We start from the raw sequence: 17860 nt of genomic DNA on the forward strand, positions 1-17860 counted from the left end.
CGAAGGAGTTGCTTCTGTTCCCGCCGTTTATCAGTTTTTGAGCGTGGAACAAAAATCCAAAGTGATTTTTGTCCCACGCTCTTTTTCATTGTATTATTTTAAATATTGATCTTTAGTAAAATTCGTGTGTTCATACTCGCCATTGTCACCATAAAAGCGGTTATAGCGTTGTTTGAATTTGCGGAATAAATAAATGACTGTCACTTTAACTAGGCAATACATTGGAATCCCAAAAATAACGCCCATTAAACCAAACAGTTCACCCATAACTAACAAGACAAGTAAAATAGTAATCGGATGGACTTTTAATTTATCGCCCATCACACGAGGAATAACAAAATCTCCATGAATCAATTGGATGGCAAACCAGACGATAACAAATTTTACTACCATAAATGTGGAATCCTGAAAGGCAATAATCAATCCAGGAATAAAGGCAATAAATGGCCCGATATAAGGAATAATACATAAAATACCCGCAGCTAAAGCTAAAATGCTACCAAATTGTAAACCAATTAATAGAAAAGCTGGCCAATACATAATCCCTAAAACCAAGGAAGCAATGACTTGACCTTTTAGATAATCGCCAATTTGAATGTTGGCAATTTGGCTATATTCATCAAAATCAGGACGAAAAGCTGGGGGAATGATGCCTTTTACAAAGCGATAAAACTTTTCTTTGTCTTTTAAAAGGAAAAAGGCGATGATAGGTCCTGTAAACAAGGTTAGGAAAGTAGAAGAGACTGCAGAAAAGACGCTTCCCAGACCTTGTGCGCCTGTTTGTAGGTAATCCCCTGCAAAGTCTTTAAAGGAGTTTGCAAGTTTGCCCCAGAGCTGATTAATCGACTCATTAGCGGATTCTAAATCTTTTGCAAAAGGTGTTTTAGCCATAAATTCTTGTACTGTTTGGAGCGTGCTTTTCCAAAAACTTGGGAATTGTTTGATTAATTCTTCCGTTTGGTCTTGGATAATTGGGAAAAGTTGCAGTCCAGCTAACACTAGTAATGCAATAATTAAGACATAGAGAATCGCAATCGCCCAAACACGGGGAATTTTTTTCTCAAGGCGTTTCACCATTGGATTAAGCAAATAAAATAGAATAATACCAAAAAGTACCGGGCCTAAGACGGCACTCAAAATAACAAAAATTGGTTTAAAGATAAATGAAACAGTGTTGAATAAAAAGATAGTTACAGCAATTAGACAAAGGATAGTTAATGTGTAAAGTAAATTTTTCCCACCTAAAAAGCGGATCCACTTGGTACTTTCTTTATCCATAAGTTGCTCCTTTCGTTAAGCTTTATTTCTAAAATGACCAATAATTTCAATGACACCCATGAAAATCAGGATAAATCCAAAGACTTGCATCAAAACTAAGAGACTTTTGAAGGGGTTGAAAACTAAAACAGCTCCAGCGATTAAAACCAGAATACTGTAGATAAGCGCGCCTGTTTGACGAGTATTTAAAGCAAAAGTCAATTGAACGAGGCCGTTTATAACAATGCTAATCCCTAATAAAAATGGCAGAATCGAAACAATCACCGGTGCAAAAAATAAAAAGGCTACTGCTAAGACGACAAAGATTAAACCTGTTACGAAACCAAGCCCCCAGCTACCCGTTTGTTTTTTTATTTTGTAGTCATCATAAATATTAATTAACCCTAAAAGCATCAAATAACCAGCAATTAAATAACCGACGAACTGGAAGAAAGCACCGGGATTAAAGACAATGGCACTTCCGATAACGATAAATACGGCGTCGCGCAATAGGGTATGGCGCCGAAAATTTTCTCTAAAAGTTTGGAACATAAAAATCCTCCTCAATGTTATTGTTTCTTTTATTCTAGCGGAAAAAAGAAAAAAGTGCGAGTGGTAGCTCTAAAAAGTGTTGGAAACTGTGTCTTTAGAAAAAATAACATTAAAAATTAAAAAAGTCTTACAAATGAGCGAAAATTGGCATATAATGGAAAGTGAAATTTTATTTTAAGAAGGAGAGATTTGATGGATTTATTACCTTTATTAGGCGTATTGATCGTCATTGTCGGCTTCGCATTGAAATTTGATGCTATCTTGATTGTGATGGTTGCTTTAATAGTGACGGCTTTTACTGGCGGGCTTGGTTTGACATCAATGCTAGAAACACTAGGAACAACCTTTGTGAATAATCGAGGCATGGCTATCTTTATTATTATTATGTTAGCAACAGGAACGTTAGAGAGAAATGGCTTGAAAGAGTCAGCGGCTACGTTGATTAAACGATTCAAAAAGGTATCTGCTGGTGTGATTATTGACATTTATGGTGTCTTTCGGATTATCTTCGCCGCTTTTAACGTAAGTTTCGGTGGGGTAGCAGGTTTTGTGCGTCCGATTATTTTGCCAATGGCGTTAGGAACAATTGAATCAAAAAATTTACCAATGGTGCCAGAGTATGAAGAAGAACTAAAAGGGATGGCTTCAGCCATGGAAAATATCTGTTGGTTCTTTGGTCAAGTTCTGTTTGTTGGTGGGGCTGGGGCATTGCTTGTTCAATCAACATTGAAAGATTTAGGCTATGAAGTGACATTAGGTAAATTGGCTTTAGTGGAAGTACCAGTCGCCTTAGTTGCCTTAATTTCGGCAAGTATTTACTTTACTTTAAAAGAAAAAAGATTACGTAAAAAATATTATGGACAGGAGGGACTGAAATGAGTTTTTTCACAGATCCAAGTATTGATTTGAGTGCAAAGTTATTGGAAGTCCTTTATATTTTTATGGGTATTATCTTGTTATATACAAGTTTTCGTAGTTTTCGTGATAAAACCAATCAACATGCGTATGGGACTAGTTTATTCTGGGGGATTTTAGGGATCTTAATCGGTTTTGGTCGGTTTATTCCACCAGTTGCCTGTGGCGTACTTATTTTTGTGATGACAATTCCGGCAATTCTTCAAAAAGTGACAAAAGGAGAAAGTCGCTTACCTTCGAAAGAATACATGGAAAAAATGTCTCAAAAATTAGGAATGAAGATTTTTATTCCCGCACTAAGTATCGGGGTTTTTGCAATTCTTTTTGCCACATTGACTACTTTAGGGGCTTTAGTCGGTGTCGGTGTTGGTGTCTTTGTAGCGATTTTCATCATGATGTTCTTTTCTAAAAATAATACGCCGAAAGTATTTTTTGATGATGCGGCGGAAATGTTAGAGACAGTCGGTCCGCTTAGTACGTTGCCAATGCTATTAGCTTGTTTAGGTGCTGTTTTTACTAGCGCTGGTGTTGGTGAGATTATTTCAAAAGGAGTTAGTGCCGTAGTACCAGCAGGAAATGTCAATGTAGGGATTATTATTTATGCTGTGGGAATGGTTATTTTTACGGCTATCATGGGCAATGCCTTTGCAGCAATAACCGTGATGACAGTCGGAATTGGTGTGCCGTTTGTCTTTTCTTTAGGTGCAGATCCCGCATTAGTTGGGATGGTTGCCTTAACATGTGGTTTTTGTGGTACACTGTTAACACCGATGGCTGCGAACTTTAATATCGTACCTGTAGCCATGTTGGAAATGAAAGATAAGTACGGCGTCATTAAAAATCAATTGCCGATTGCACTTTTCATGTTAATTTTCCAAATTGTTTATATGATTCTATTCAAATAAGAAAGGATGATCGAAATGAAAGTTGTCGTTACTGGCTTTGATCCATTTGGAGGAGAAGCAATCAATCCTGCCTTTGAAGCAGTCAAAAAATTACCTGCTGAAATTGCAGGAGCTGAAATTATTAAAGTGGAGGTGCCAACTGTTTTTGGCACTAGTGGTGAAAAAGTGGCTGAAGCAATTGAAACCCATCAACCAGATATGGTGATTTGTGTTGGACAAGCAGGCGGCCGTCAAACAGTCACTGTTGAAAAAGTAGCGATTAATTTAGCGGAAGCGCGTATCCCGGATAATGCAGGACAACAACCAAGCGATGTACCGTTGGTTGAAGATGGAGCAACAGCCTATTTTACAAATTTACCGATTAAAGCGATGGTAAAAAATTGTCATGACCATCAATTACCTGCAGCGATTTCTTATACAGCAGGAACCTTTGTATGTAATGATATTATGTATCACTTACTACACTTAATTAACACTAAATATCCAACTATTCGTGGCGGATTTATTCATGTTCCGTTCCTACCAGAACAAACAATTGATAAACCAACGTTTGCTTCTATGTCATTAGAAGCAATCACAGAATCTTTGTTCTATATGATTGAAGCAGCGGTAAAAACGCAAGAAGATATTCAACTACAAGGTGGCACAACCCACTAATTAACAGGCGCTTTCGTGAGAACGGAGGCGCTTTTCTATTTTTACAAAAAGAAAAAGTAATTTTTGTTGGCGTGTGAAAAAATTTTTTATACTATTTTCGTTGACAAGTCGGTTTCTTCTTGGTATATTGAGATTCATAAATTATTAGCCCAGTAGGAAATAGATGTTTTGTTCAGAAAGTCGATGGTTGCTGCGAATCGATCAAGTCTATTTGTGAATTACACTAATAAGTAGTAACAATTACATAATACATAAGCGAGAAGCAAGTAAGCTTCTAATTAAGGTGGTACCGCGGAGAGATTCGTCCTTATTCTTTAAGGATGAATCTCTCTTTTTATGTAGCTTTAGGAGGCGTTTTCAATGAGTTGTGGAGGGGTTATTCGTTATCATAAGATCCTTTAATGTCAGAGTATTCAGAAAAAAGATTAGAGGAGAGTAACGAAATGAAAGAAAAACAGAAAAAGAAGACCGTGAGTGTTCGAGAAGCAAGTATCGTGTTATTAATTATTGTGGCAGCTATTGCGACAGGAGTAATTGGCTTAAAGATATCGCCAAATATTACTATTTTGTTTGTGATTGCATTGATTTCAGGCTACGCAATGTTTCGTAAAGTACCATTTGATCAAATGCATAAAGGGATTGTTGATGGCTTGAAGCCAGGGATTATTCCAATTTTTATTTTCATTTTAGTGGGTGCATTGATTGCCGTTTGGATTCAAGCTGGAATTATTCCAACGATTATGGTTTTTGGTTTTAAAATGATTAGTGTTAAATGGTTTGTGCCGTCAGTTTTTATTGTCTGTGCGATTGTCGGCAGTGCAGTAGGTAGCGCTTTTACAGTGATGTCAACAATTGGAATTGCCTTTTTCGGTATTGGCAGTACCTTAGGGTTAAATCCTGCTTTAGTTGTGGGGGCGATTGTTTCTGGTTCAGTTTTTGGTGATAAAATGTCGCCTTTATCAGAATCAACAAACTTAGCCGCAGCGATTGTTGAAGCGGATTTGTTTAAACATATAAAAAACTTGATGTGGTCGACTGTACCAGCATTTATCGTCTCTTTAATCTTGTTTATGATTTTAGGGCAAACGTACGCGAATACAAGTCTGACAGAAGTAGTTCAAGTTATTCAAGTATTGGAAGACCACTTTACCATTTCCATTTGGTCATTGTTACCATTAGCCTTAATGTTAATCTGTGCCTGGCGCAAAATTCCAGCGATTATCACGATTTTGTTAAACATTATTGTGGCAGTAATTATGATTATTATTCAAAATCCGAAAGTATCGTTGCAGGCATTAGGAAACACGTTGGAAAATGGGTTTGTTTCTCAAACGGGGAACGCACAAATTGATCAATTACTAAGTCGTGGCGGAATTATGAGTATGATGCCGACTGTGGCACTTATTATTCTAACGTTGTCTCTAGGTGGCTTATTAATGGAATTAGGATTGATTTCTGCGGTCATGGAAGTTGTTTCGCAGAAAATGAGCAGTACACCGAAATTGATTTTATCAACGTTATTAACAGGAATTGGCGTAAATATTTTTATTGGTGAACAATTCCTATCGGTTATTTTACCAGGGAATGCCTTTAAAGAAGTTTACAAAAAAGAAGGCTTGGATCCGACTGTTTTAGGCAGAACCTTGGAGGATGGTGGGACGGTTATTAACTACCTCATTCCTTGGGGGATTGCAGGTAGCTTCGTAGCGGGGACCTTTGGCGTACCAACGTTGACTTACTTACCATTTGTTTTCTTTAGCTTATTATCGCCTGTCTTCTCAATGGTCAGTGCGTTTACTGGTTTAGGGATTAAGCGGTTATCAGCAGAACCTGTTACCGAAAAATAGATTGATTAAAATAGAACAGTTGATGGGGAATACTGTAGTTTCTCTCTGTCAATTGTTCTATTTTTCTTGTAAAAAAGGTTGCATTTTTAGAAAGAAACAGTTATAGTTGACTAGTCAATTGTTGACGAGTCATTTTTTTAAGGAGGAAACTATGTCGTTATCATTACGGGAAGTCAGCCAATTATTATGTCAGTTAAAGGTATTAGATCAAAAAATTACCAAAGTTTTTGAAGAGCAAGTTGGCTTGAGTTTGACTCGTTATGAGTTGCTGATGATTTTAAAAGAACGTCAGCCGTGTCTTCAAACGGAGATTCAAGAACACTTAAAAATCGATAGTGGTGCGGTCACTCGCCATTTGAAAATTTTAGAAGAGAAACAGTATGTGACACGACAGCGAAATCCAGAAAATAATCGGGAAGTGCTAGTGCATTTAACAGAAAAAGCACAACAAGAACTACAGCAATGTACAGCCAAGCAACAAACGGTAACAGAAATTATTCCCAGTACATTTACAAAGGACGACTGTCGCCAATTAAAAGAACTTTTGACAAAACTAGATCAAAGCATTACAACGAAAGAGGTATGATAGAATGACAACATATACAACGAATGATTTTTCAGAGATTGTTTTTGGCCGCAAATCGGTTCGGGTGTACGATGAAACCCATAAAATTTCTCATGAAGAAATGTTAACAATGATTCAAGAAGCGACCACTGCCCCTTCTTCTGTTAACATGCAGCCATGGCGTTTTGTCGTAGTGGAAAGTGAAGCAGGCAAAGAAAAATTAAAACCCTTAATTCGCTTTAATACGCGTCAAAATGAAACATCTTCTGCAATGCTCTTAATTTTTGGTGATCTAAACTGCCATGAGCGAGGAGAGGAAATTTACAATCAAGCTTATGCTAGTGGTAAAATGCCTAAGGAAGTGCGGGACCAACAATTAGCAGCAATTATTCCCCATTATGAAAGTTTAAGCAGAGAACAAATGAATGACATCGTAAAAATTGATGCGAGTTTAGCAGCTATGCAATTTATGTTAGTGGCACGAGCTCACGGATATGAAACAAATCCAATCGGTGGTTTTGAAGCGGAAAAATTAGCCGAAACATTTGGTTTAGATCAAGAGCGCTATGTCCCAGTAATGATTTTATCTGTGGGTAAGGGCATGGAAACTGGCTATGAATCTGTTCGTTTAGCACCAGAAAAAATCACGACATTTGAATAGGCAATAAAAAATGACGGCGTACGCTTGTATCAACCAACGATCTTAAAGAAAGTTGGCTAATGCAACAGCGATGCCGTCATTGTCGTTGGATAAAGTGACTTCCGTTGCGATGCTTTTAAGCTCTTCAACGGCGTTTTCCATAGCAATCCCCGTGCCAGCCCATTCCAACATTGTATAATCGTTGTGCCCATCACCAAAAGCAATTACTTCTTCAGCAGCTATACCTAACTGTAGGGTTAGTTTTTCTAAAGAACGCGCTTTATCAATATTTTTTGCGGTAAATTCAAAATAGAAAGGAGCGGAAAAAGCAGCGGTGACGGTTTCTTTGAAAGGCGCGTAGATGGCCTCATGATATTTTTGTAAATAGGCGGGTTCACCAGCAATTAAAATTTTGTTCAAGGGAAAGTTTAGTCTGGCGGCTAAATCATGCCACTCACATAATTGAAAGTTGCCGCCCCGTGATTCATATTCAATAATATTAAAATCACCAGTCTCTAAATGTAAGGTGTGATGAAAAACATCATTGACATACATAAATGTTTCATCATTAATCATTGGAATTACGTCAAATTGTTTCAAATGCTCTAAAATTTGTTGACTCAATGATTTTGAAATTGTCTGGTTAAATAGTTGTTGCTGACTGCCATGATGGGTGACACAAGCGCCGTTATAGGAAAGTAGGTGTCCGTTATAATGAGCCATCTCCAATTCATCTGCAAAGGGTCGCATACCGTTAGTCGGGCGGCCAGAAGCCAAAATCAGTGAGAGGCCTTGCTTTTGTGCAGCTACTAGTGCTTGTCGCGTTTTTGGTGAAATCTTTTTTTCTGAAGTTAACAAGGTACCATCAATATCCATTACAATTGCTTTGATTGCCATAATTGGCCTCCAATCCGAAGAGTTTCTTTCTTTTAGTATAAAAGTTTTTTCTATTAATGTAAACGGATTCTCTTGTGAGGTGTATAAAAGAATTATTTTACAAAAATCTATACTATTTTTTTGTGAAATTTCATATAATAGAAGTATTCTAATTATCTACATAGAGAGCGAGGGACAAGGAATATGAAGGAAAAAGAAATGCATTCGCTCTTTTTTAAACATAAGTTTGTGAAAGTAATTCCCTATTTACGTCGTTTTGGTCATCGTTTGAGTGGGATGATTATGCCAAATTTGAGTATTTTTATTGCGTGGAGCTTATTGTCTTTGGTGGCTGGCTATACGACTGGGAATCTACGGCTAGCTCTTTCTGAAGTCGAAACGATAATGATTCGAGTTGTTTTACCGATTTTAATTGGTTTTACAGGCGGAAAAATGTTCGAGGAACAACGTGGCGGCGTTGTTGCTGCTATTGCGACAGTGGGCGTGATTGTTTCCACAGATGTTCCACAGTTGTTTGGTGCTATGTTTATTGGCCCTTTAGCAGGATATACTTTCGCCAAAATTGAACAAATTTTCTTACCGAAAGTTAAAGAAGGCTATGAGATGCTGACTAAAAACTTTTTAGCAGGAATTGTGGGAGGACTGCTTTGCTGTTTTGGTATTCTGGTTGTAGCTCCTACTGTTGAAAGCGCTAGTTTTTGGCTGTATCAATTTTCTTCTTGGTTAATTGAAGCCAATCTTTTACCATTGGTTCACGTTTTCTTAGAACCCTTAAAAGTGTTATTTTTTAATAATGCGATTAATCATGGCTTATTAACGCCTCTAGGTTTAGAAGGTGCTAGTCAAACAGGTCAGTCCATTTTATTTTTATTGGAAACAAACCCTGGACCAGGCGTGGGCGTTTTGGTTGCTTTTCTGCTGTTTGGTCCTGTAGGACAACGAAAAACAGCAGGAGGCGCCACCATGATTCAATTGATTGGGGGTATTCATGAAATTTATTTTCCGTTTGTTTTGATGGATCCGCGCTTATTTTTAGCAGTAATTGCTGGAGGAATGAGTGGTACGCTTGTTTTTCAAATATTTAATGTGGGGTTAAGCGCTCCTGCTTCGCCAGGTTCATTGGTTGCGATTGTAGCCAATGCCCCGACTGAGGCAAGGCTGGCGGTTTTTAGTGGAATTTTTGTTAGCTTTCTGTGCTCTTTTGCAATAGCAAGCTTGTTATTAAAACGTCAACGAGGAACTGAACCAGTTTCAATGATAAAGATGAAGGAGAAGGAGGAAGACCAAGTGGAAACAGTCACACCTAACTATCAGCAAATTTTATTTGTTTGTGATGCAGGAATGGGCTCAAGTGCCATGGGGGCTAGTTTGCTAAGCCGACAATTAAAAGCGGTGAACTTGGAGATGCCTGTGACTTACCAGTCCGTTCATCAGATGAAGTGGCAGCCTAAGACATTAGTGGTGATTCAAGCAGAATTGAAACAGTTAGCACAAAAGTACGTCCCAGAAAAGGATATGGTGAGTGTTCAAAATTTTTTAGAAATTAAATCCTATTACCCGCAAGTTTTAGCCAAACTGACTGCTTCTTCTCAAGAGCAATCTTCACTTGGTTCAGAGTCTACTGAAACGAACCCGACAAAACAAATACAGAAGCTTGTTTTTTTATATGCCGAGAATGTTCGAGGATCGCAAACAATGGGAATGGAATTATTGCGGCAACAAGCGGCGAAACAAGGAGTCGCGATTGAAGTATCTAAAGAGCCACTGGAAACAGTCTTTTTTACCAAGGAGACAACCTACGTAGTGACTCGTGAACTGGCGCAAGCCTATCATTTAGATCTAACGCAACAAAATTTATACGTAGTTACTAGTTTTTTGAATAAGAAAGAGTATCAAGAATGGCTGGAAGGAGGAGCTGATAGATGTTTTTAACGACAAGAGAAACTGTTCTATTAACGGAATTAGTGAATAGTCCTACCCCCGTTTCAGTAAACCGCATGATGAATTTGTTAAAGGTTAGCCGCCGGACGGTATATCGTGAATTAGAAAATTTAGAAACCTCGCTAGCATCGATGGGCGCGACGTTGGAAAAAGTAGCTCGTGGGCGCTTTTCGATTCAAGCAGATGAAGCAGCGATGACGGAAATTCAGGCTGCTATTTTAGGAGAAGAGACACAGGAACTTTCTACTTTGGCGCGGCAACATGCGATTTTATTGACATTACTTCAAACAAAAGAGCCAGTCTCTATGCATTATTTTCTGGAAACGTATTGTATTAGTAATACGACTTTTTATGCCGATATTAAACAATTAGAAACACGGATTGCTCGGATTCCGTTGACGATTTCTCGGAATCAAGGCTATGAAGTGACTGGTTCTGAAAAATATCGCCGTCTTCTAATGGCGAATATTCTAAGTATGGAAATTAATGAGTACCAATTTTTTCATTTTACCGAATTAACAACAAGCGACCATTTTTTCTTTCAGTTTATTCATGCAGAACATTTAGCATTTGCACAAAAAATTGTTCAGCCAGAAGTAGAAACTTTATTTCCAGCATTAAGTGATCGCAAATTACAACATTTGATTTTAATGTTAACAATTGCGATGGATCGAGTCACTGCAGGTTTTTATTTAGCTGATGAGACCTATACTGGGCAGATGAATAAGGCTTTTCTAAATTGTTCTAAACGACTTTTTTCAAAAGTCGCTGCTGAAACGAAACAACTATACGCTGTCAGTGAGATTGTTTTTTTTGCTAGCTTATTAAGTGATTTTTCTAATTCTTTTGATGAAGATTTTTTTGATGAACATTTTGACACTCAGCTGGCTTATGCAGTGAAACAACTGATTGAAGCAGTAAGTCAAGAAACGGAAGTTAATTTTTTCGAAGATACCAATTTGTATAAAATGTTGTTGACGCATTTATCAGGTGTTTTTTCTCGGGCGGTTTTACAAGAAGAAGATTTAACGAATCCCATTTTAGAACGGATCATGAATCAATATCAAGAAATAGCTACGGCTTTACGCCAAGCGTTGCCGCAAATTTTTCCGCAAAAGAATCTATCGGAAGAGGAAATTGCCTACATGGTACTTCATTTTGCTAATTCTTTAGAACGGAGTCCCAAAATTATGGAAGTTGATATTGCTGGTTTTTCTCCTAGCGGTTTGGCTTCGACAAGTATGTTGGAAATGCGATTACGGCGCTACTTTCCTTTTATCAACCAGATTCATTTTTTTCGGATTGCGGATTTAGGTAAGGTGAATGTTGAGGAAAACTATGACTTAGTGATTTCCACTTCGTTATTACCAGGATACAATGGCAAATATAAATTGATCTCACCGTTACTTTTAGACGATGAAATCCGCCAATTGAAAGAAGAGTTTAAGCGGATTAGTCACGAAAAACGCTCGCTTAGGAAAGCACCTGTGAAAAAAACAGGTGGCGAAGAAAGCTACGAAACAGTGGTCGCTTTCATGGAAGAAATTAGTAAACTATTAGAAACATTTTTCATAACAGATTTAAATAATCAAGCGGATTTGGCAGAAACCGTTCAACAAGCCCTCGCGCAACTTTCCGCAGATTTAATCACCGATAGTGCAATCGTTTGTCAGCAATTGATGAAACGTTACGAGCAAGCGCCTATTGGGATTCCTCAGACGGAAATGGCCTTATTCCATACCTCAAGTACAGCAGTGACACAGCCTGTTTTTTGTATTTTTAATTTGGCCCAGCCACTTATGATTGAAGGTATGGATAAAAAGCCGATGCAGTTACAACGTATGTTACTCATGCTAGCGCCGATGCCGATTGATGAAACAATCGGGAAAATTTTAGGAAAAATCAGTGGTGCGATTATTATGAATGATTTAAATACAGAAATTTTTCATTCAGGAAATGAAGCCATTGTTTATCAGTTGCTTTCGTCATTATTAATTGAAGAAATGAAAGGCTAGGTGTTGAGAGATGTTTGAAATTACAGCGGAGCAAATAATGTTGAATCAATCGTATGCTAGTTGGGAGGAAGCACTTGCAGCTTCTGGTGAATTACTGCTAAAAAATCAGTTGGTCACGCCTGACTATGTCAAAGCAATGTATCAACGTCAACAAAAAGTCAGTGTGTATATCGGTAACTTCGTGGCATTGCCTCATGCGGAAGGACAAGATGAACAAGTTTTAAAAGAAGGGATTTGCTTTATTCAAGTGCCTGATGGGGTCAACTTTGGTACGGAAGCAGATCGAAAAATAGCTACTTTGTTATTTGTCGTTGCTCTAAAAAGTCAACGGCAACTAAGCATGCTTCAAGAATTAGCTTTTTTCTGTTCAGATCTCGAAAACATTCAGCGGCTCAGTGATTGTCGAACAATAGATGAAGCGCAAAAAATTCTGGCTCAAGCCTAAAGTTACATCTGAAAAAAATTGGTAGTAAAAAATCAATTCATTCTGAAATGTTCAATAATTATTGAAATAATTTTATAATAAAAATTAAAATATTTTTATTTAAGAGATTAAACAAAAAAGATAAGAAGATTCCTTGACAAAAAATAGGCCCTATGATAAATTTAAAGTAACTTGTGACAAAGTCGTGCATGGATGCACTAAAAAGACACCCTATTGTGGTAGGGTGTCTTTTTTTGCTGTTTAGACAGCAGCGGTTGGAAGCAACTTGTTTATTCCTCGTTCTGTTTTTCCAACCAAATGGTTACAAGTTTCAGGACAATCCCGACAAAAATCGGCACAAGAATTTTTGTGACAATCTCGTACATGTGATGCACCTCCTTTCGAGGCAAGTCGCCAATTTGAGTATAGCATAAAAAGTTGTTCATTTATTATTGAAATTATTAGAAATGGAATAAGCACGTGTTTTCTGGTTTTCGTAACTAGAGAACACGTGCTTTTTTCTTTCAACTTTTGGCACAATGGTTTGTGCCAAAGTACGACTTTTTCCAGATTTGGAAAGCGGATACAATTTAGTCAACAAGAAAAGTTACTTGAGAGAAGGGGAATAAAAATGGAACAAGTACCAGAAAAAAATAAAGTATCAATTAAAGCAAAAGTCCAAAGACTTGGCAGTACCTTATCTAGCATGGTGATGCCCAATATCGGGGCGTTGATTGCGTGGGGCGTTTTGACAGCGCTATTTATCCCAGATGGATATCTGCCAAATAAAGCCTTTGCCACGATGGTTGGCCCAATGTTGACCTATTTAATTCCATTATTAATTGGCTACACTGGTGGGAAAGTAATTGCAGGTGATCGCGGTGCCGTAGTTGGCGCAATTGCGACAATGGGCGTGATTGTGGGAACCGATATTCCGATGATGCTAGGTGCCATGATTATGGGTCCACTTGGTGGCTTTACAATTAAGAAATTTGATCAGTATTTCCAACATCGGATTAAAGCTGGTTTTGAAATGTTAGTAAACAATTTTTCAGCTGGATTAATTGGTTTTGCGTTAGCTTTACTTGGTTTTTCAGCGATTGGCCCAATTGTCGATGCGCTGACTGCTGCAATGGCACGTGGTGTGGAAATCATTTTAAATGCTCATTTGATTCCATTAACGAGTATTTTTATTGAACCGGCAAAAGTGCTCTTTTTAAACAATGCGATTAATCATGGCATTTTAACACCCTTAGGGACAGAACAAGTCTTATCGGCTGGCAAATCAATTCTTTTCCTATTAGAAGCAAACCCTGGTCCTGGGTTAGGTGTCTTATTAGCATTTATGTTTTTTGGAAAAGGTGCGGCAAAATCTTCTGCGCCGGGAGCAATAATTATTCATTTCCTTGGTGGTATCCACGAAATTTACTTCCCATATGTAATGATGAAACCGTTATTATTCTTATCGGTTATTGCAGGTGGTGCGACAGGTAGTTTGGTTTTCCAAACGTTAGATGCTGGTTTACGTGCGCCCGCTTCACCAGGCTCCATTATAGCTATTTTAGCGATGACACCAATGGGTTCTTACTTACCAGTTATTTTAGGTGTTTTGGCAGCAACTGCTGTTTCCTTTGCAGTATCCGCAGTCATTTTAAAAGCAGATGCGAAAGAAGAAAGTGATGAATTTGCCCAAAAAGTGAAAGAAACCCAAGCTGCTAAAGCAGCATCAAAAGGATTAACTGTCGCAAATGGTAGTGCTTCATTGTCAGGAATTCAACAAATTATTTTTGCTTGTGATGCTGGGATGGGCTCTAGTGCAATGGGGGCGTCTATCTTACGGAAAAAGGTCCAAGAGGCTGGTTTAGTACAAACTGTGACGAATCGGGCTATTAATAATTTGACCGATGAGGGAAATACATTGATTGTCACACAAGCGGAATTGCAAGAACGGGCTAAACAGAAAGCACCTAATGCAACCTTTGTAGCAGTTGAAAATTTCTTGAACTCACCACGTTATGATGAAATTGTGGCTGAACTATCAGGTACCAAAGAAAAAAACGACGCACAACCAACAGCCTTCAAAGCAACACCTGCTTCTGAAATTGAGGGAGATTTAGCAAATGTCAATGAGATTCTTTTGGTTCACGATGACCGTGTCGGGTCAGCAACGATGGGAATGAAAGTCTTAGAAGAAATTTTAGATAAAGAGAAAATTTCAATGCCGATTCGAAAAATTAATATTAATGAATTAACTCAACAAACACAGGCTTTAATTGTCACAAAAGCTGAACTAACGGAACAAGCCCGTAAAAAAGCACCGAAAGCGACACACTTATCAGTAAAAAGTATGGTTAATCCCCAAAAATATGAAACAGTGGTTTCGCTCTTAAAAGAAAGTGCCTAGAGAGGAAGAAAACAATGGAAAATCTTACGAATATTTCAATTGAATTAAATCAACAGTTTAATACAAAAGAAGAAGCTATTCGCTTTTGCGGCGAAAAACTAGTCGAGGCAGGCTGTGTTGAGCCCGCTTATATCGAAGCAATGATTGAAAGAGACCAATTGCTATCTGTTTATATGGGGAATTTTATTGCCATTCCTCATGGAACAGAAGAAGCCAAAAAATTAGTGAAAAAATCAGGAATCTGTGTAGTGCAAGTCCCAGAGGGCGTTAATTTTGGCACCGAAGAAGATGAAAAAATTGCTACCGTATTATTTGGGATTGCCGGAGTCGGTGAAGAACATTTGCAATTAGTCCAACAAATTGCACTTTATTGTAGTGATATGGATAACGTGGTGCAACTTGCCGATGCATTAAGTAAAGAAGAAATAACAGAAAATTTAGCCATTGCTTAAAGGAGAGAATAAGAATGAATGCAGTACATTTTGGAGCAGGAAATATTGGACGCGGCTTTATCGGCGAAATTTTAGCTAAAAACGGGTTTCATATTACGTTTGTGGATGTTAATGAAACCATCATTCAAGCGTTAAAAGAACGTAAAAGTTATACAATTGAATTGGCTGATGCCTCACATCAACAAATTAACGTTGAAAATGTGACTGGGTTAAATAACATGACAGAACCAGAAAAAGTAGTAGAAGCAATTGCGGAAGCCGATTTAGTCACGACGGCGATTGGTCCTAATATTTTACCAAGAATTGCTGAATTAATTGCCCAAGGAATTGATGCACGTGCCGAAGCAAATTGCCAAAAGCCGCTGGATATTATCGCTTGTGAAAATATGATTGGTGGTTCAACCTTTTTAGCAGAAGAAGTGGCCAAATATTTGAAAAATCCAGCTTATGCTGAACAATGGATTGGTTTTCCTGATGCGGCGGTTGATCGGATTGTTCCATTACAAAAACATGAAGACCCACTTTTTGTTCAAGTTGAGCCTTTTTGTGAATGGGTCATTGATGATACCAACCGAAAAGCCAAAGAGATTCATTTAGAAGGCGTTCATTACGTTGCTGATTTAGAGCCGTATATTGAACGAAAATTATTTAGTGTAAACACTGGCCATGCTACAGTTGCCTATACAGGGGCGTTGTTAGGCTATCAAACCATTGACGAAGCGATGCAGGATGCCTTAGTGGTAGCACAACTCAAATCAGTTTTGCAGGAAACCGGTAAACTTTTAGTGGCCAAATGGAATTTTGATGAACAAGAACATGCAGCCTATATTGAAAAAATTATTCAACGTTTCCAAAATAAATATATTTCAGATGCTATTACACGTGTAGCACGGACACCAATCAGAAAATTAGGTGCGCAAGAACGGTTTATTCGACCAATCCGTGAATTACAGGAACGCAATCTAGTGTCGCCGCATTTATTAGCAATGATTGGTATTGTCTTTAATTATCATGATCCAGAAGATGAACAAAGCCGTCAATTACAGGAAATGCTTGACCAAGAAAGTGTTGATACAGTGATCGCTGAAGTAACGGGCATTGAAGATCCAGAAACGGTTAAAAATATTAAACAAAACGTAGAACGCTATGCGCGACCACAAGTAGCATAATAACAAAATCCTTCTACCAAGATACTTCACATTTCTTAATTAAAGGGAAAAAAACAACCGCTCACTGATTAAAGTGAGGGGTTGTTTTTTACATATTGACTAAGTGGTTTTTGATAAAGCTCTCCTTTGAAGGCACCTGTATTGAAGTATTCAGCTAATTGGTAACCAATGAATGGGCCAGTAGTGAGTCCTGATGAACCAAGTCCGCTAGCAACCACAAGGTGGGGCATTTCTGGCAAAGGGCCAAAAAACGGAGCGAAATCAGATGTATAAGCACGTGTACCGACGCGGTAATGCATGGATTGCTTAAAAAGCTGCTCTGCTTCTTTTAGAAATGGCGCAGTCCCAGAAGTTAGTTGTTGAAAAGCGCTAGCAGTCTCTTCTAAATCCCAGGCTTGATCATTTTCGTGGGTGGCACCTAATAAAATTTTCCCTTGATTAAAAGGAATTAAATCGGCTTCGCCATCTAACATAGCAACAGGCCATTGCTGACTGTTTGTAAAAGGGGTCTCGAAAACTAACAATTGTCCTTTTTGGGGACGAATGTCCACAGATAAATTTAAAGTAGCGAGTAATTCCTTTAAATGAGGACCAGGTGTTAAAGCGAGAAAATCAACGCTCTTTTTTTCTGAATTTGTGACAATTTCCCACCCTTGATTCAGTTGTCGAAAGTGCGCCCGTTGTGAGCAAAAAGTGACCCCGTTGGCTTCGGCGCGTTTCTGAAGATGGTTTAGATAAGCTGGTCCATCTAGGCGACCGCCGCCAGAAATAAAAAGTGAGGGAGTTTCCTTAAGTAGCGGTAAGAACTTCGCTGTTTGAACTGCTGACAACATCGTGATTTCTCCAATTTCAGGTGCAGTTTGCTTACGCTCTTCTGCCAAATGGGCTAAGTCTGCCAAAGCGGCTGCCGGGCGCAAAATGACAGTCCCTGATTGACGATAAATATCCTCCGTCAGCTGAAAATCTTTGACTAGCTTTGGAAATAGGGCAGCGCCCTCTCGCGCTAATTGGTACCATTTCTTATTCCGACGTTTGGATAGCCAAGGGGAAATAATCCCGGCGCTCGCTTTAGTCGCTTGGCCGAGCCCTTCATCATAAACGGTAATGTCAAATTTTTGTGGATCTAAATAATTAGCTAACGTCATTCCGATAATGCCGCCGCCAATAATGGCAATTTTTTTCATGCTTCTTCTCTCCTTCGAACAGTTGTATTGTAACAC

Annotated in this window: 17 protein-coding genes and 1 other annotated feature; of the genes, 12 read left to right on the forward strand and 5 right to left on the reverse strand. The window is 38.3% G+C overall.

Annotated elements, in window-relative coordinates; genetic code table 11:
- Positions 1–93: 93 nt before the first annotated feature.
- Together IGJ52_RS01695 and IGJ52_RS01700 are read right to left on the reverse strand one after the other, a co-directional pair.
- Complete coding sequence (locus IGJ52_RS01695) at positions 94–1278, reverse strand: AI-2E family transporter (RefSeq protein WP_438791844.1); 1185 nt, start codon at positions 1276–1278, stop codon at positions 94–96.
- Positions 1279–1293: 15 nt separating this feature from the next.
- Positions 1294–1809, reverse strand: a complete 516-nt coding sequence (locus IGJ52_RS01700) for an HdeD family acid-resistance protein (protein ID WP_002381189.1) — start codon at positions 1807–1809, stop codon at positions 1294–1296.
- A 192-nt stretch (positions 1810–2001) separates the two neighbouring features.
- Here IGJ52_RS01700 and IGJ52_RS01705 point away from each other — a divergent pair, with 192 nt between their 5' ends.
- The 6 genes from IGJ52_RS01705 (at position 2002) to IGJ52_RS01730 (ending at position 7359) form a co-directional block, all read left to right on the forward strand.
- Positions 2002–2688, forward strand: a complete 687-nt coding sequence (locus IGJ52_RS01705; protein ID WP_002355265.1) for a DUF969 domain-containing protein — start codon at positions 2002–2004, stop codon at positions 2686–2688.
- Positions 2685–3629 carry a DUF979 domain-containing protein gene (locus tag IGJ52_RS01710; protein WP_002355267.1) on the forward strand — a complete coding sequence of 315 codons (945 nt, stop codon included), beginning with the start codon at positions 2685–2687 and terminating at the stop codon, positions 3627–3629. Before IGJ52_RS01705 ends, IGJ52_RS01710 begins: the two co-directional genes overlap by 4 nt.
- Before the next feature lie 15 nt (positions 3630–3644).
- Positions 3645–4286 carry a pyroglutamyl-peptidase I gene (gene pcp, locus IGJ52_RS01715; protein ID WP_153854057.1) on the forward strand — a complete coding sequence of 214 codons (642 nt, stop codon included), beginning with the start codon at positions 3645–3647 and terminating at the stop codon, positions 4284–4286.
- Between the two features lie 136 nt (positions 4287–4422).
- Positions 4423–4598: a binding site (T-box leader), on the forward strand.
- A gap of 89 nt (positions 4599–4687) precedes the next feature.
- Entirely contained in the window at positions 4688–6133 is a 1446-nt protein-coding gene (nhaC, locus tag IGJ52_RS01720) for a Na+/H+ antiporter NhaC (RefSeq protein ID WP_438791845.1), read from the forward strand.
- 151 nt (positions 6134–6284) lie between these two features.
- Complete coding sequence (locus IGJ52_RS01725; protein ID WP_002362972.1) at positions 6285–6719, forward strand: MarR family winged helix-turn-helix transcriptional regulator; 435 nt, start codon at positions 6285–6287, stop codon at positions 6717–6719.
- A gap of 4 nt (positions 6720–6723) precedes the next feature.
- Positions 6724–7359 (forward strand): nitroreductase family protein, encoded by a 636-nt coding sequence (locus tag IGJ52_RS01730; protein WP_002358386.1) that lies wholly within the window; start codon positions 6724–6726, stop codon positions 7357–7359.
- A gap of 42 nt (positions 7360–7401) precedes the next feature.
- On the opposite strand, the gene IGJ52_RS01735 is transcribed toward IGJ52_RS01730, so the two are convergent.
- Positions 7402–8235 carry a Cof-type HAD-IIB family hydrolase gene (locus IGJ52_RS01735; RefSeq protein ID WP_438791846.1) on the reverse strand — a complete coding sequence of 278 codons (834 nt, stop codon included), beginning with the start codon at positions 8233–8235 and terminating at the stop codon, positions 7402–7404.
- A 183-nt stretch (positions 8236–8418) separates the two neighbouring features.
- Here IGJ52_RS01735 and IGJ52_RS01740 point away from each other — a divergent pair, with 183 nt between their 5' ends.
- From IGJ52_RS01740 to IGJ52_RS01750, 3 genes are read left to right on the forward strand one after another with little or no spacing between them, the layout of a single operon-like run.
- Positions 8419–10167, forward strand: coding sequence for a PTS transporter subunit EIIC (locus IGJ52_RS01740; RefSeq protein ID WP_438791847.1), 1749 nt, complete (start codon positions 8419–8421; stop codon positions 10165–10167).
- Positions 10158–12191 carry a BglG family transcription antiterminator gene (locus IGJ52_RS01745; protein WP_438791848.1) on the forward strand — a complete coding sequence of 678 codons (2034 nt, stop codon included), beginning with the start codon at positions 10158–10160 and terminating at the stop codon, positions 12189–12191. Before IGJ52_RS01740 ends, IGJ52_RS01745 begins: the two co-directional genes overlap by 10 nt.
- 10 nt (positions 12192–12201) lie before the next feature.
- Positions 12202–12636: a PTS sugar transporter subunit IIA gene (locus tag IGJ52_RS01750; protein ID WP_002358391.1), complete on the forward strand. Its 435-nt coding sequence runs from the start codon at positions 12202–12204 to the stop codon at positions 12634–12636.
- A gap of 269 nt (positions 12637–12905) precedes the next feature.
- On the opposite strand, the gene IGJ52_RS01755 is transcribed toward IGJ52_RS01750, so the two are convergent.
- Entirely contained in the window at positions 12906–13001 is a 96-nt protein-coding gene (locus IGJ52_RS01755) for a type I toxin-antitoxin system Fst family toxin (RefSeq protein WP_015543884.1), read from the reverse strand.
- A gap of 245 nt (positions 13002–13246) precedes the next feature.
- Here IGJ52_RS01755 and IGJ52_RS01760 point away from each other — a divergent pair, with 245 nt between their 5' ends.
- The 3 genes from IGJ52_RS01760 to IGJ52_RS01770 are packed head-to-tail and all read left to right on the forward strand — an operon-like array spanning position 13247 to position 16640.
- The gene (locus IGJ52_RS01760; RefSeq protein ID WP_010816286.1) at positions 13247–15019 is read left to right on the forward strand and encodes a PTS mannitol-specific transporter subunit IIBC; all 1773 of its coding nucleotides are present in this window, start codon (positions 13247–13249) and stop codon (positions 15017–15019) included.
- A gap of 14 nt (positions 15020–15033) precedes the next feature.
- Positions 15034–15471, forward strand: coding sequence for a PTS sugar transporter subunit IIA (locus tag IGJ52_RS01765; protein ID WP_002355279.1), 438 nt, complete (start codon positions 15034–15036; stop codon positions 15469–15471).
- Between the two features lie 14 nt (positions 15472–15485).
- Positions 15486–16640: a mannitol-1-phosphate 5-dehydrogenase gene (locus IGJ52_RS01770; RefSeq protein WP_002383679.1), complete on the forward strand. Its 1155-nt coding sequence runs from the start codon at positions 15486–15488 to the stop codon at positions 16638–16640.
- Between the two features lie 68 nt (positions 16641–16708).
- Here IGJ52_RS01770 and IGJ52_RS01775 read toward each other — a convergent pair whose 3' ends face one another.
- A complete protein-coding gene (locus IGJ52_RS01775; protein ID WP_192445007.1) occupies positions 16709–17824 on the reverse strand; it encodes an NAD(P)/FAD-dependent oxidoreductase in 1116 nt (371 codons plus the stop codon).
- Between the last annotated feature and the right edge of the window lie 36 nt (positions 17825–17860).

The organism is Enterococcus sp. DIV1758 (assembly GCF_051711985.1).
Classification (GTDB): Bacteria; Bacillota; Bacilli; order Lactobacillales; family Enterococcaceae; genus Enterococcus; species Enterococcus faecalis.